General features: G+C 70.3%; 11 protein-coding genes and 1 pseudogene. All 12 read right to left on the bottom strand.

The features are described 5' to 3' along the window. Nucleotides 1-111 precede the first annotated feature (111 nt). Nucleotides 112-1,749 (bottom strand): ABC transporter substrate-binding protein, encoded by a 1,638-nt coding sequence (locus E1286_RS27705; protein WP_132617002.1) that lies wholly within the window; start codon nt 1,747-1,749, stop codon nt 112-114. Nucleotides 1,750-1,796: 47 nt separating this feature from the next. Continuing rightward, on the bottom strand, nt 1,797-2,672 hold the full coding sequence (locus tag E1286_RS27710) for a carbohydrate ABC transporter permease (RefSeq protein ID WP_246075224.1): 876 nt from the start codon (nt 2,670-2,672) through the stop codon (nt 1,797-1,799). Further along, entirely contained in the window at nt 2,669-3,643 is a 975-nt protein-coding gene (locus E1286_RS27715) for an ABC transporter permease (protein WP_132617004.1), read from the bottom strand. Before E1286_RS27715 ends, E1286_RS27710 begins: the two co-directional genes overlap by 4 nt. Then, nucleotides 3,640-6,000 carry a beta-xylosidase/alpha-l-arabinosidase gene (locus E1286_RS27720; protein WP_132617006.1) on the bottom strand — a complete coding sequence of 787 codons (2,361 nt, stop codon included), beginning with the start codon at nt 5,998-6,000 and terminating at the stop codon, nt 3,640-3,642. Before E1286_RS27720 ends, E1286_RS27715 begins: the two co-directional genes overlap by 4 nt. A gap of 260 nt (nt 6,001-6,260) precedes the next feature. Next, nucleotides 6,261-6,566, bottom strand: coding sequence for a hypothetical protein (locus E1286_RS27725; protein ID WP_132617008.1), 306 nt, complete (start codon nt 6,564-6,566; stop codon nt 6,261-6,263). Then, entirely contained in the window at nt 6,563-7,231 is a 669-nt protein-coding gene (locus E1286_RS27730) for a response regulator (RefSeq protein WP_132617010.1), read from the bottom strand. The genes E1286_RS27725 and E1286_RS27730 overlap by 4 nt, the downstream gene beginning before the upstream one ends. Beyond that, complete coding sequence (locus tag E1286_RS27735) at nt 7,228-9,765, bottom strand: sensor histidine kinase (protein ID WP_132617012.1); 2,538 nt, start codon at nt 9,763-9,765, stop codon at nt 7,228-7,230. Before E1286_RS27735 ends, E1286_RS27730 begins: the two co-directional genes overlap by 4 nt. A gap of 1 nt (nt 9,766) precedes the next feature. Continuing rightward, nucleotides 9,767-10,609, bottom strand: coding sequence for a potassium-transporting ATPase subunit C (locus E1286_RS27740; RefSeq protein ID WP_132617014.1), 843 nt, complete (start codon nt 10,607-10,609; stop codon nt 9,767-9,769). Further along, entirely contained in the window at nt 10,610-12,712 is a 2,103-nt protein-coding gene (gene kdpB / locus E1286_RS27745) for a potassium-transporting ATPase subunit KdpB (protein ID WP_132617016.1), read from the bottom strand. It abuts the gene before it with no gap. Further along, complete coding sequence (kdpA, locus tag E1286_RS27750) at nt 12,713-14,374, bottom strand: potassium-transporting ATPase subunit KdpA (protein WP_132617018.1); 1,662 nt, start codon at nt 14,372-14,374, stop codon at nt 12,713-12,715. After that, nucleotides 14,374-14,463: a K(+)-transporting ATPase subunit F gene (gene kdpF / locus E1286_RS27755; protein WP_080045909.1), complete on the bottom strand. Its 90-nt coding sequence runs from the start codon at nt 14,461-14,463 to the stop codon at nt 14,374-14,376. Before kdpF ends, kdpA begins: the two co-directional genes overlap by 1 nt. 357 nt (nt 14,464-14,820) lie before the next feature. Then, nucleotides 14,821-15,516, bottom strand: a pseudogene (locus tag E1286_RS48145) (hypothetical protein); the annotation flags it as partial.

Consider the following 15,516-nt stretch of genomic DNA (forward strand, 5'->3'; position numbering starts at 1 on the left):
CGGCCCGCCGCGACGGGCCCAGTAGCCGAAGACGGTGCCGGCAACCGCTTTCCCCGGAGGAAACCTCCGCACCGGGCCGTCCCCGGACGGAGGCGGCCCGGTGCGGGACGGTCAGCCGTGCTCCTTCTGGAACCGCTCGCGGGCGGTGTTGACGAGGTTGATGTAGGTGGTGCTGTTCTTGGCCTCCAGCTCCTTGACGTAGGCGTCCCATTCGCCGAGGTCGCGCTCGCCGAGGACGAACCGGAGGGTGTTCTGGGTGACGTGGTCCTTCAGCGCCGTCTCCCAGAGGCTGGACTGCTCGCGCTCCTCCTCGGTGAACGGGTGCGGCGGCTCGACCGGCCATTCCTTCCTGGCGTTCATGACGGCCTGGAACTCCTTCTCCTCCTCGGAGAAGGTGGACTCCAGCAGCGAGGTGGGACCGCCGTAGGCGAAGACGCCGTTGCCGAAGCCGAAGTCCTTCTGCAGGTGCTTGGGCGCGCCGGCGTTGAGGCCCACGTAGTCGACGTCGTCGGCCAGCTTGTAGGCGCCGGTCGCGTCCTTGGTGAACGTCGTGCCCTCGACGCCCCACTTGGCGAACTCCTGGCCCGAGTCGGAGTACCAGAGCCAGTCGATGAACTGCATCATCGCGACGAAGTTCTTGTTCTCCAGCGCCTCCTTGGAGATCATGATGCCGTTCTCCAGGCGGTCGGCGATCTTGTACTCACCGATCGGGCCGGTGGGCACCGGGATCTTCACGATCTTGGCGTCCGGGATGTTCTCGGTCAGCGGACCGCGGTAGTCGTTGATCAGCACCTGCGCGTTCGTGCTGATGACGAACGCCTTGCCGGAGACGAACTTCTGCTTGGCCGGATCGTCCTGCTGGGTGAAGCTCTCCGGGTCGAGCAGCTTCTCGGCGACCAGCTTGTGCAGGTACTCGATCATCTGCTTGTACTGCGGCATGGCGCCGGTGTAGACGAACTTCCCGGCGGCGGCGTCCCAGGTCGCGTGCTGGTACTCCCAGCCGGCCTGGGTGCCGTACGCCTGGGCGACGAGCTTGAACAGGTTGCCGCCCGGCGTCGGCACGCCCCACCGGTCCGTCATCGGGTACTGGTCGGGGTACTCCTCCTTCATCGCCTTGAGCATCGTGTAGAACTCGTCGTACGTCTTGGGGATCTCCAGGCCGAGCTTGTCCAGGATGTCGGTCCGCACCGCATACGAGTAGTCGGCCCAGCCCTTCTCGTGGATGCCGGGCAGCAGATAGAAGCGCCCGTCCGCCTGCCGCAGCGTGTTCAGCTCGGGTTCGAGCCGCCACTTGGCGATCTTGTCCTTGAAGTTCGGCATCAGGTCGAGGTAGTCGCTGACCGGCAGGATCGCGCCGGAGGAGACGAACGCCTCCTCCTGCGGGTGGTACGTCTTCGGGATGATCAGCGGGGCGTCGCCGGCGCCGATGATGAGACCGCGCTTGTTCTCGTAGTCGCTGAGCGGCACGACCGTCGGGTTGAGCGTCACGTTGGTGCGCTTGGTGAGCTCCGACCAGAACAGCCAGTCGTTCTTGATCGGGTAGAACGAGTGGTTGTTGTACAGGATGGAGAAGTTCACCGGCTCTGTGGCCTTGAACTGCTGGCCGACGGCGAAGTTCGCCATGGCGCCGGCCTTGTTCGCCGTGCCGGCGTTCTGGCCCTGGGCCGGGGTGCCGTCCGAGCCGCAGCCCGCGAGGACGAGGGCGAACGCGCCCAAACCGATTGCCTGACGCCGCGAAATCTCTCGCATGGGGGGTTCCTTTCCGGTGATTTGCGCTGGTTGGAGGCGTCGGAGCGCTAACCCTTGACCGCGCCGAGCATGACGCCGGAGACGAAGTACCGCTGGACGAACGGGTAGATCGCGAGGATCGGCAGGACGGTGAGCACGATCGTCACCGACTTGATGTTGGCGGCCGCCTGCGTCACGTCGGCCACCGCGGCCCCGGCCCCCTCGGCGCCCGTGGCTCCGGCGATGAGGTTGCGCAGGTAGACGGTGACCGGGAACAGCTCGGTCTCGTTCATGTAGAGGAACGCCGAGAACCACGAGTTCCAGAACGAGACGGCGTAGAACAGCACCATCGTGGCGATCACCGCCTTCGACAGCGGCAGCACGATCCGCCACAGGATGCCGTAGGTGTTCAGGCCGTCGATGGAGGCGGCCTCCTCCAGCTCGTCCGGCAGGCTCTCGAAGAACGCCTTCATGACGAGCAGGTTGAAGACGCTGATCGCGTTGGGCAGGGCGATGGCCCAGATCGAGTTCTTCAGCCCCAGGCTCGTGACCAGCACGTAGTTGGGGATCAGGCCGCCGTTGAAGAACATGGTGAAGACCGCGATCCAGATGAGGAAGGTGCGGCCCTTCAGGTGTCTCTTCGACAGCACGTACGCGTAACAGGTGGTCAGCACCATCGCGATCAGCGTGGCGACGACCGTGTAGACGACCGTGTTGCGGTAGTTGATCCAGAACATCGGGTCCGAGCCGACGATCTGGTACGTCGTCAGGTTGAACCCCTTGGGGATGAGGTTCACCTGGCCCGACAGGATGTAGCGTTCGTCGCTGAACGACTGGGCGATGATGTTGACGAACGGGTACAACGTCGCGACCACGACGACGGCGAGGATGACGGCGTTGAAACCCTGAAAAATCCGGTAGCCCCGGGTCATCTGGTGGGTCACCACAGGCTCGTCCCAACTGTGCGCTTGGAGATGACGTTCGCCGAGATGATGAGGGTGAGGCCGATCAGCGCCTCGAACAGGCCGATGGCCGCGGCGTAGCTCATGTTGCTCGACTGCACGCCCATCCGGTACACGTACGTGGAGATCACGTCACCGGTCGGGTAGGTCAGCGGGTTGTACAGCAGCAGGACCTTCTCGAAGCCCACCGCCATGAACGTCCCGATGTTGAGGATCAGCAGCGTGACCGCGGTCGGCCGGATGCCGGGCAGGGTCACGTGCCAGATCTGCCGCCACCGGCTGGCGCCGTCGATCTTGGCGGCCTCGTAGAGCTGTTCGTCGATGGTGGTCAGCGCGGCCAGGTAGAGGATCGTGCCCCAGCCGACCGTCTGCCAGATCTCGGAGGAGACGTAGATCGTGCGGAACCACTCGGGCCGCTGCATGAACGAGATCGGCTCGCCGCCCGCCATCTGCAGGATCTGGTTGACCGGCCCGTCGAGCGACAGGAACTGCATGACGATGCCGGCCACGACCACGATCGACAGGAAGTGCGGCAGGTACGACACCGACTGCAGGAACCGCTTCATCTTCCGGTTCCTGACCTCGTTGAGCAGCAGCGCCAGCACGATCGGCAGCGGGAAGCAGAACAGCAGGGTCAGCCCGCCGAGGACGAGGGTGTTGGTGAAGACGTTCCAGAACGTGGGGTCGTTGAGGAACATCCGCACATAGCGGAGCCCCACCCACTCCTCGCCGAAGATGTTGCCGCCGGGCTCGAACTTCCGGAAGGCGATGATGTTCCCCAGCATGGGGGCGTACCGGAAGATGAGGAAGAACAGCAGCGGCAGGATCGCCAGCGAGTACAACTGCCAGTCGCGGCGCAGCGCCCGCCGCCAGGAGCCGCCGCGGCTCGTGCGGCGCCCGGAATCGGGCCGCTCCTCGAGCGTCTCCGGTTCCAGCGTGTTGGCCGTGGTCATCCTCCGCCCTCCGGGGTGTCGCGATCGATGCGCGCGGGCACCTCGAGCCGGCGCGCGTGACCGACCTCGCGCTCGGCGCCGACCAGGCGCAGCGGCAGCGCCGCCGCCACCTCGGCGCTGGAACGGCCGAGCCGCAGCTCGACGTCGCCGGGCTCGACGACGCGCCGGCCCTTGACCCCCGTGAACGACGTGGCGTCCGCCGGGACGGTGAACGTCACGCGCGCCGACTCCCCCGCCGCCAGCGGCACCCGGGCGTAACCGACCAGCCGGACCACCGGCCTGGTCGTCTGCGCCACCGGGTCGTGCAGGTAGAGCTGGACGACCTCGGCCCCGTCGCGGGCGCCGGTGTTGCGCACGGTGACCTCGACGGCCACCTCCCCGTCCACCGGCCAGGCCGTGTCGCCGCCGGTCACCCGGGCGTCGCTCCACTCGAACGTCGTGTAGCTCAGCCCGTGCCCGAACGCGTAGGCCGGCGTCGGGTCGACGGACGACACCCCCGAGCGGCGGCCGAGCGGCGGCGCCAGGTAGGTGGCGGGCAGGCCGCCGGCGTCGCGCGGCACGCTGACGGGCAGGCGTCCCGACGGGTTGACCGCTCCGGTCAGCACCTCGGCGAGGGCCTGGCCGCCGCGCTGGCCGGGGAAGAAGCCGTAGACGACGGCCTGTGCCGCGTCGGTCTCCTGGCCCAGCGCGTACGGGCGGCCGGCCAGCAGCACGAGCACGACCGGCGTGCCCGTCGCGAGCACGGCGCTGACCAACTCCGCCTGCACGCCGGGCAGGCGCAGGTCGGCGACGTCGCAGCCCTCGCCGGAGGTGCCGCGCCCGAACAGCCCGGCCCGGTCGCCGACCGCGAGCACGCACACGTCGCTCGCCGCGGCGAGCGCGGCCGCCTCCGCGATGCCGGAGGTGTCGTCGCCGGTGATGCCGCAGCCCCGCGCGTACGCCAGGTCCGGGATCCGGGCGGCGAGCTCGGCGCGCAGCGTCGGCAGCTCGACGCCGAGCCCCTGCTCGGGGTGCGGGCCGACGTGCGCGGGGAAGGTGTAGCAGCCGAGCATCGCCATCGGGTCGTCGGCCAGCGGCCCCACCAGCGCCACCCGGCCGCCGGGCGCGAGCGGCAGGACGCCGGAGTTGCGCAGCAGCACGACGGACTCCCTGGCCAGGCGCAGCGCGAGCTCGGCGCTCTCGTCGTCGTCGAGGCGCACCTCCTCGGCCGATCCCGGCAGCGGCTGCCAGCCGTCGTCGAGCAGGCCGAGCTCGGCCTTCTGGATCAGGACGCGGCGCAGGGCCCGGTCGACCAGCGCCTCGTCCACCGCGCCCGCCTTGACCGCCTCGACGAGCGGCGTGCCGAACGTGTCGACGGTGGGCAGCTCGACGTCGATCCCGGCGCGCAGCGCCAGCCCGGCCGCCTCTCCCCCGCCGGCCGCGACGCCGTGCAGGCGTTCGAGGAAGCGGACCGAGAAGTAGTCGGCGACGACGGTGCCGGCGAAGCTCCACTCGTCCCGCAGCAGGCCGGTGAGCAGGCTCTCGTCGGCGGCGACGGGCACGCCGTCGATCTCGGCGTAGGAGTTCATGACGGACCTGGCGCCGCCGAGGCGCAGGGCCATCTCGAACGGCGGCAGCAGCACGTCGGCCAGCTCGCGGCGGCCCATGGGCACGGGGGCGAGGTTGCGCCCGCCGCGGGAGGCGGAGTAGCCGGCGAAGTGTTTCAGCGTCGCGACGATGCCGGCGCCCTCCAGGCCGCGCACGTAGGCCGTGCCGACCGTCCCGACGAGGTAGGGGTCCTCGCCGATCGTCTCCTCGGTACGGCCCCAGCGGTAGTCGCGGGTCACGTCGAGCACCGGAGCCAGGCCCTGGTGCACGCCCGCGGCGCGCATGGACCGGCCGATCCGCGCGGCGACCTGCTCCACCAGGGCGGGGTCGAAGGACGCCCCCCAGCTCAGCGGCGCGGGGTAGACGGTCGCCCGCCAGGCGGCGAACCCGGTCAGGCACTCCTCGTGCACCTGGGCCGGGATGCCGAAGCGGCTGGCCGCCACGATCTCCGCCTGCGACGCGGCCAGCGAGCGGGCGCCCGCGACCGGGTCCACGGGGGCGGTGCCGAACGGGCGGGTCAGCTGGCCGAGCCCCTGGCGGATGGCGTCCTGCCAGGCCGGGCCCGGGCTCATGTCGGTCTGGTGCGGGGCGACGCCTCCCCCTGACGCGTCGGCGCCGACCCACAGACCCACGAGCTGGGCGACCTTCTCTTCCAGGGTCATGAGCGGGATGAGCGCGTCGGCCCGCTCAGCGGGGGTCAGGTGCGAGTCCCGCCACCGTTCGCTTTCGCCGGATGCCGAGCCTGTGTCGATGGGTACCTGGGCCCTCATGCCATCCCTTCGCGCTATGCCGGCGTCGCGCCGCGAGGTGAGCGTGGGATGTTACGCGGGGCGTGACGCCGAAACTTTCAAGAAGATCTGCTTAATATTGCGGCAACATATGGGCCCTCCTGAAGCCTGTCAAGAGTGCTGCAAACTGGCACTTTTCCGGTTCATCCCCTTGCTGGTCGGGGACGTTCCGGCGCAGGTCAGCGCCCGAAGAGAACGTTAACTTTCCCGAAAGTTTCGGAAAGTGTCGAGGCCGGACAATGTCACCGAATTCGGCGCTTGCCGTACACGGTGCCGGTCGCCGCGACGAGCACGAGCACCGCCAGGACGACGGGGGCGCGGCCAAGCCGTTCCGTGCCGAGGAAGAAGGCGGTCACGAGCGCCCACGCCATGACGGCCGTGCCGACGGCCGCGGTGAGATCCCTGACGCAGACCGCGTACAGGAGCACGAGGAGGGTGACCACGGCGACCCGGGAGCCGGACGCGGCGTCCGGGGCGAACAGGACCGCGATGACGCAGCTCGCCACCGCGACCAGGAAGCCGCAGCCGAACCACCGCGCCGGAGTCACGGCCGGAACCGGTAGCCCATGCCGGGCTCGGTGATGAGGTGCACCGGGTGGGCGGGGTCGCGTTCCAGTTTCTTGCGCAGCTGGGCCATGTACTGGCGCAGGTAGTGGGTCTCCTTGACGTGCCCGCTGCCCCAGACCTCGGCCAGCAGCAGCCGCCGCGGAATGAGCTTGCCCGGGTTGCGCACCAGGATCTCCAGGATGTGCCACTCGGTGGGCGTGAGCCGCAGCCCTCCCGAGATCGTCTTGCCGGTCAGGTCCACCGTGCGGTCGCCGATCCGGACGCGGGCGAGCTCCGCCTCCTGAACGGCGGCGCGGCGGGAGACGGCCCGGATGCGGGCCAGGAACTCCTCGATGCCGAACGGCTTGGTCACGTAGTCGTCGGCGCCCGCGTCGAGAGCCTGGATCTTGTCGCGGTTCCCGGCCCGGCCGGACAGGACGACGATGGGGATCCGCGTCCAGGCGCGCAGCCCGTGGATGACCTCGATGCCGTCGAGGTCGGGCAGGCCCAGGTCGAGCACGATCAGGTCGGGGTGCCAGTCGGCCGCCGCGCGCAGCGCGGAGGCGCCGTCCGTGGCGACCGCGACGTCGTAGTGGCGGGCGGCCAGGTTGATGCGCAGCGCCCGCACGATCTGCGGCTCGTCGTCCACCACGAGGATCCTGGTCACCGGGTCACCGCCCTGGAGGCGATCGGCAGGATCACCGTCATGGTGAGACCTCCTCCTGGAGTCTCCTCCGGGACGAGCGCGCCGCCCATGGCCTCGGTCAGCCCACGCGAGAGCGCGAGCCCCAGGCCCATGCCGGCGCCGTTGTCGCGGTCGCCGAGTCGCTGGAACGGCTGGAAGACCCGGTCGTGGGCCTCGGGCGGGATGCCGGGACCGCGATCGACGACGCGGATCTCGACGTGCTCACCGTGCCAGCTGGCGGTGAGCAGGACCCGCCGGCCGGGCGGGCTGTGGCGGACGGCGTTGGTCAGCAGGTTGACCAGGACACGTTCGAGCAGCGCGGGGTCTGCGGCGATCTCGGGGAGTTCGACGGAGATGTCGCCTTCGATGCGGTCGCGCAGCGGCCCGAGGTCCTCGACGGCGCGGGGCACGACCTCCTCCAGCGCGACGGGGTGCAGGGAGAGCCCGAGCACACCGGCCTGGAGGCGGCTCATGTCGAGCAGGTTCTCCACCAGCCGGACGAGCCGGGCCAGCGACTCGTCGGCGGTGGCGAGCAGTTCGTCGCGGTCGTGCGGCGACCACTGCACGTCCTGGCTGCGCAGGCTCTCGACCGCGGCCTTGGCCGCGGCCAGCGGGGTGCGCAGGTCGTGGCTGACGGCGGCGAGCAGCGCGGTGCGCATCTTGTCGGCCGCGGCCAGCGGTTCGGCGCGGGCCGCCTCCTCCTGGAGGCGTTCCTGGCGCAGCGCGACGGCGGCCTCGGCGGCGAACGCCTCCAGCACCGGCCGGTCGCTGGCGTCCAGCAGCGGGCCGCGCGCCGCGAGCACCAGCCTGTCGTTGATCACCACGTCGTTGTCCGCGGCCTTCGGGCAGGTGCACGCGGCCGAGCCGGAGCTCGCCACGACGCGCCAGGCGGCCGGCTCGGCGTGGTCGTCGGGGGCGGGTTCGCCGACGCGTTCGAGGAGCGTGACCGACTCCAGCGCGAACGTCTCGCGCAGGCGGGCGAGCAGCGAAGGAAGTGCGGCCTCGCCGCGCAGCACGTGCCCCGCCAGCGTGGACAGCGCCCCGGCGTCGGCGCTCGCCCGGGCGGCCTCCCGGGTACGGCGGGCGGCGAGGTCCACGATCGTGCTCACGGCCACCGCCACCAGGACGAACACGACCAGCGCGAACAGGTTCTCCGGATCGTTGATCGTGAACCGGCCCATCGGCGGGGTGAAGAACCAGTTCAGCATTATCGACCCGCCGATGGCGGCGGTGATGGCCGGCCACATGCCGCCGACGAGCGCCACCCCGACGGTCAGGCAGAGGAAGAAGAGGATCTCGCTCGGCAGCGACACCACGTCGCGGAACGGCACGAGTGCGGCGGTCAGCAGCGGCATCCCGGCCACCGCCAGCAGCCAGCCGGCGATCCGGCGTCCGCGGGTGAGCGCGGCACGCGCGCGGGCCGGGCGGCGCCGTCCCATCCTGACCTCCTCATGGGTGATCATGTGGACGTCGATCGAGCCGGAACGGGCGATGGTCTCGACTCCGACGCCGCGCGAGAAGAGCTGCGCGAACCGGCCGCGCCGGGAGGCTCCCAGGACGAGCTGGGTGGCGTTCACACCCCGGGCGAAGTCGAGCAGCGCGCGCGGGATGTCGTCGCCGACGACCTGGTGGTAGGTGCCGCCCATGCTCTCCACCAGCGTGCGCTGGCGGGCCAGGTTCGCCGGATCGGCTCCCGCCAGGCCGTCGGCGCTGGTCACGTGGACGGCCAGCAGGTCGGCGCCTTTGCTGCGGGCCGCGATCCGCGCCGCCCGGCGGACGAGTGTGTCGCCTTCCGGGCCGCCGGTCAGCGCCACCACCACCCGCTCGCGGGCCTCCCACGTGGCGGCGATGCCGTGCTCGGCGCGGTAGCGGTCGAGTTGCTCGTCGACTTTCCCTGCCACCCAGAGCAGGGCGAGCTCGCGTAACGCGGTGAGGTTGCCGACGCGGAAGTAGTTCGCCAGCGCCGCGTCGACCTTCTCCGGCGCGTAGACGTTGCCGTGGGCCATCCTGCGGCGCAGCGCCTCGGGCGACATGTCGACCAGCTCGACCTGGTCGGCCCGCCGCACCACCTCGTCGGGGACGGTCTCGCGCTGCGGGATGCCGGTGATCTGCTGGACGACGTCGTTGACCGACTCCAGGTGCTGGATGTTCACCGTCGAGATGACGTCGATGCCGGCGTCGAGGATCTCGTCGACGTCCTGCCAGCGTTTGGCGTTCTTCGAGCCCGGCACATTCGTGTGCGGGAGCTCGTCGATGAGCGCGACCTTCGGGGCGCGCTCGATGACGGCCTCGACGTCGAGCTCGGTGAAGGTGGCCCCGCGGTAGACGATGGTCGTGCGCGGGATCACCTCCATGCCCTCCAGCAGGGCTTCCGTGCGGGGGCGGCCGTGGGTCTCGACGTAGCCGACGACCACGTCCCGGCCGCGTTGCAGGGCGCGACGCCCTTCGCAGAGCATCGCGTACGTCTTGCCGACCCCCGGCGCGGCGCCGAGGTAGACCCGCAGCCGCCCCCGCATGTCAGGACCCGTCGAGGGCGAGGTTGAGTTCGAGCACGTTGACGACGGGCTCGCCCATGAAGCCGAGCGCGCGGCCGGTGGTGTGCTCGCCGATCAGCGCCTTGACCTGCTCGACCGGCAGCCCGCGTTCCCTGGCCACGCGGGCGGCCTGCAGGTCGGCGTAGGCGACGGAGATGTGCGGGTCCAGGCCGGAGCCGCTGGCCGTCACCGCGTCCGCGGGCACCTCGGGCTGTCCCGCGTTGCCGCGGATCGGCACGGTCCTGCCCGCCGCGTAGTCCTCGCCGCGCTGGGCGCACTCCACCTTCAGCCCCTGGTAGGCGGTGATGAAGGGGGTGGCCGGGCAGGCCTGGTTGACGCTGACGGCCCGGTCCGGGAACACCTTCAGCACCGCGCCGACGCCGTCCGGCGTGCAGTAGGGGCGGGCGCCGCTGACGCCCTCCAGCTCGCCGACGGCCTTGGAGCGGGCGCACACCTGGGTGAGCAGCGACTGCCTGCCCTGGTCCTCGGCGCCGGGCACCGGCAGGGTGTCGATGACGTCCTCGGGGCCGAGGTTGCTCGCGCTGGTGGAGGTGGGGTCGTAGCCGTCGCCGGCGGCCGACGGGCGGGACTGGAAGTACGTCCTGATCGGATTGCCGTCGGTGTCGGTGAACGACTGGCCGACGAGCGCGCTGCCCACGACCGTGCCGTTCTTCTCGATGAGCGAGCCGTTGGCCTTGTCGTTGAAGACCGCCTGGGCCACGCCGGTGGTGACCGCGGGATAGATGACGCCGGTGACCACCGTGAGCACGAGCACCGCGCGCAGGGCGGCCACGTGCTGGCGGATCCAGCTGGGCATGCGTTCCATTTATGACATCCCCGGAAGGAACTGGATGATGAGATCGATGATCTTGATGCCGACGAACGGCGCCACGATGCCGCCGAGCCCGTAGACGTACAGGTTCCGTGACAGCAGCTTGGAGGCGCTCGACGGCCGGTACCGCACGCCGCGCAACGCCAGCGGGATCAGCGCCACGATGACGAGCGCGTTGAAGATCACCGCCGACAGGATCGCCGACTGCGGGCTCGACAGACGCATGATGTTGAGCGTGTCCAGGCCCGGGTAGACCGCGGCGAACATCGCCGGGATGATCGCGAAGTACTTCGCGATGTCGTTCGCGATCGAGAACGTCGTCAGCGCGCCCCGGGTGATCAGCAACTGCTTGCCGATCTCCACGATCTCGATGAGCTTCGTCGGGTTGGAGTCGAGGTCCACCATGTTCCCGGCCTCCTTGGCGGCCGAGGTGCCGGTGTTCATCGCCACGCCGACGTCCGACTGCGCCAGGGCCGGGGCGTCGTTGGTGCCGTCACCGGTCATCGCGACCAGCCGGCCGCCCTCCTGCTCCTTCCTGATCAGCGCGAGTTTGTCCTCGGGGGTGGCCTCGGCCAGGAAGTCGTCCACCCCCGCCTCGTCGGCGATCGCCTTCGCGGTCAGCGGGTTGTCACCGGTGATCATCACCGTGCGGATGCCCATCCGGCGCATCTCGTCGAAGCGCTCCCGCATCCCCTGCTTGACCACGTCCTTCAGGTGGATGACGCCGAGCACCCGGCCCTTCTCGGCCACCACCAGCGGCGTCCCGCCGGAGGCGGAGACGCCGTCCACGATGTGGCCGATGTCGTCGGTGGGGTGGCCGCCGGCGTCGCGCACCCACTTCATCACGGCGGTCGCCGCGCCCTTGCGGACCTCGCGGCCGCCCAGGTTCACCCCGGACATGCGGGTCTGCGCCGTGAACGGCACCCACTCGGCGCCGTGGATCTCCCGCTCCCGCAGCCCGTAGCGCTCCTTGGCGAACACCACGATCGAACGGCCCTCCGGGGTCTCGTCGGCCAGGCTGGACACCTGCGCCGCCTCGGCCAGCTCCGCCTCGGTGATGCCGGCGACGGGAACGAACTCGGCCGCCTGCCGGTTGCCCAGCGTGATCGTGCCCGTCTTGTCCAGCAGCAGCGTGGACACGTCCCCGGCGGCCTCGACCGCGCGGCCGGACATGGCCAGCACGTTGCGCTGCACCAGGCGGTCCATGCCGGCGATGCCGATCGCCGACAGCAGCGCCCCGATCGTCGTCGGGATCAGGCACACGATCAGCGACACCAGCACGATCCCGGTGACGCCGTCCGCCGTCAGCGCGAGCGAGTCCGGCACACCCGGGTTGACCGACTTGGAGTAGATCGCCAGCGGCTGCATCGTCGCCGTCGCGATCAGGAAGATGATCGTCAGCGCGGCCAGCAGGATGTTCAGCGCGATCTCGTTCGGTGTCTTCTGCCGGTTCGCGCCCTCCACGAGGGCGATCATCCGGTCGACGAAGCTCTCGCCGGGCTTCTGCGTGATCTTCACGACGATCCGGTCCGAGAGCACCTTCGTGCCGCCGGTCACCGCGGACCGGTCACCGCCGGACTCGCGGATGACGGGGGCGGACTCGCCGGTGATGGCCGACTCGTCCACCGACGCGATGCCCTCGATCACGTCGCCGTCGCCGGGGATGACCTCACCGGCCTCCACCACGACGACGTCGCCCTGGCTCAGTTCGGCGGCGCCGACGACCTCCCACTCGTCCGGGGCGCGGCGCGTCAGCCGGCGGGCGGTGGTGTCGCGCTTGGCCGCGCGCAACGTCGCGGCCTGCGCCTTGCCCCGCCCCTCGGCCACGGCCTCGGCCAGGTTGGCGAAGACGACCGTCAGCCACAGCCACACCACGATGGCCCACGCGAACACCGACGGGTCCACGATCGCCAGGACGGTCGTGAAGACCGCGCCGATCTCCACGATGAACATCACCGGGTTGCGCCACAGCGTCATCGGGTTCAGCTTGCGCAGCGCGTCCGGCAGCGACCGGATCATCTGCTTGGGGTCGAGCAGACCGCCGCCCACCGGGCCGTTCTTCTTGGGCGCGGGTGCCTCGAGCACTTGCGTTGACATCTAGAGAAGTCCTTCTGCGAGCGGCCCGAGCGCCAGGGCCGGGAGGAACGTGAGGGCGACGAGGATCACCGTCACGCCGACGAGCATGCCGACGAACTGCGGCCGATAGGTGGGCAGCGTGCCGGCCGAGGCGGGGACGGGCCCCTGCTCGGCCAGCGACCCGGCCAGCGCCAGGACCAGGACGATGGGCACGAACCGGCCGAACAGCATGCACAGGCCCAGCGTGGTGTTGTAGAAGGGGGTGTTCACGCTGACGCCGCCGAAGGCGGAGCCGTTGTTGTTCGACGCCGAGGTGTAGGCGTACAGGATCTCCGACAGGCCGTGCGGGCCGGTGTTGAGCATGGCGGCCCGGCCGTTGCTGGTCGCCATCGCCACCGCGGTGCCCACCAGCACCAGGACGGGCATGACGAGGAAGTACGTCGAGGCGAGCTTGATCTCCCGCGCGCCGATCTTCTTGCCCAGGTACTCGGGGGTGCGGCCGACCATCAGGCCCGCCACGAAGACCGTGATCACGGCGAGGACGAGGATGCCGTACAGGCCCGCGCCGACGCCGCCGGGCGCGACCTCGCCGAGCAGCATGTTGAAGATCAGCATGCCGCCGCCGATGGCGCTGTAGGAGTCGTGGAAGGAGTCGACCGCGCCGGTGCTGGTCAGGGTCGTGGCGGTGGCGAACAGGCCGGAGTTGGACACCCCGAAGCGGGCCTCACGACCCTCCATCGCCTGGCCGATGGCCTGCGGCACGGTGCCGTTCGCGCTGAGCTCGGACCAGTTGGTGACGCCGATGCTGATGATCGCGATGATCGCGATCACGCTGACGATCGCGTACCCCTGGCGGTTGTCGCCCACCATGCGGCCGAACGTGCGCGGCAGGCAGGCCGCGATCACGGTCAGCAGGAAGATCTCCAGCAGGTTCGTCCACGACGTCGGGTTCTCGAACGGGTGGGCCGAGTTGGCGTTGAAGATGCCGCCGCCGTTGGTGCCGAGCAGCTTGATGACCTCCTGCGAGGCCGCCGCGGCCGGGGTGAACGTCTGCTCTCCGCCGGTCAGCGTGGTCCACGTGCTGTGGTCGGCGAACGTCTGGATCGCGCCGCCGGCGACGAGCACCAGCGCGGCCACGAACGAGATCGGCAGCAGGATGCGGATCGTGCCCCGGACGAGGTCCACCCAGAAGTTGCCGAGGGTGTCGCTCCTCTTGCGGGCGAAGCCGCGGACCAGGGCGATGGCCACCGCCATGCCGACGGCCGCCGAGACGAAGTTCTGCACGGCCAGGCCCGCGGTCTGCACCACGTGGCCCATCGTGGACTCGCCCGAGTAGGCCTGCCAGTTGGTGTTGGAGACGAAGCTGACCGCGGTGTTCCAGGCGAGCGAGGGCTCGACCGGCCCCATGCCGAGCGACAGGAACAGGTGCGACTGCAGCCGCTGCAGGGCGTAGAGGAACAGCAGGGACAGCGCCGAGAACGCCAGCACGCTGCGGGCGTAGACGCCCCAGCGCTGCTCGACGTCGGGCTTGACCCCCACGAGGCGGTAGAGCACCCGCTCCACGGCCAGGTGCCGGGTGCCGGTGTAGACACGGTACATGTAGTCGCCCAGCGGCTTGTAGCACAGGGCCAGGGCGAGCAGCAGGGACGCGATGAACAGGATCCCTGCCAGGGTCGACGACATCAGAAGCGCTCCGGGAACAGCAGGGCCGCGACCATGAAGATCACCAGGCCGGCGACCACGACGAGGCCGGTGGCGTTGACGGCGCTCACGGCCGCTCCACCGCCTTGACGACCAGCCCGAAGATCGCGAAGGAAACGATCGTCAGGGCGACGAAGATGACGTCGGTCATCCCCACTCCTCAACTCGGAAATACTTTCCAGTCGCCTGAGCAGGCGGCTGCAAACTAAAGGAAATACCGCGTGATAAGCGGTTTTGCCGGTCTTGACGGCTTCCATACGGGCTAGGCCCGAATATTGACGCGATCCGTACGCCTGGATGACGGCATTCGCCGGCGGATGTCGTCACGGTGGACGCCATTCAAACCCGCGGTGTCGCATCTCACGGTGGATTCATGACACGAAAAGACACACCCGACGGCGGGCACCGGAATTGACGCGTGACCGATTTCAGAACGGCCAGTCCGCGGTGCGGGCCATCTCGACGTGCGGGATCGCGGCGAACGAGCCGGGGGTGACGTCGGTGAGCACGTGCTCCTGGCCGGGGCCCGCGACGGCCTCCGCGGCCTCGGCCGCCCGGTCGGGGTGGGTGAGGACGATGATCCGGTCGTACCCGCCGGCGTGCTCGCGGATGGCGCGCGCCGGGCTCGCCGAGCCCCCCTCGCCGTCGCCGAGACGGGCCAGCACGGCCGTCAGCGGCTCTCCCGGACGGACCAGAACGGAGACCTCGCTCGTGCCGAGGACGACCACGCGCGCGTGGGCGGCGCGGCAGGCGAGCGCCGCCCCCGCCACCGTGGCCGCCTCCGCCCTGGTCAGCCCGCCCTCCGCGGGTCCGGACATCAGGTCGCCGCGGTCGACGACGACGAGCGTGCGGCCGGGCAGCGCCGGGACGTTGGCCGGCGACAGCTCCAGCGCCAGCCGCAGCGCCCGGCTCCAGCGCGTGCCCGGCACCGACCGCAGGGCGGCGTACACCTCCAGCGGCGTCACGCCGGAGCGCAGCACGCACGCGGGCGACGCGAGTTCGTGGGCCACCCGTTCGGCGCATTCGGCGTCCAGCCCGTCGCGGTCGAAGTCGGCCAGGTGGGCGAGCCGGTCCCGGTACGGCATCGACCCGGCCACCGCCGCCCAGGCGGGGCCGGTCATGGT

The organism is Nonomuraea terrae (assembly GCF_004348995.1).
In the GTDB taxonomy this organism is placed as follows: domain Bacteria; phylum Actinomycetota; class Actinomycetes; order Streptosporangiales; family Streptosporangiaceae; genus Nonomuraea; species Nonomuraea terrae.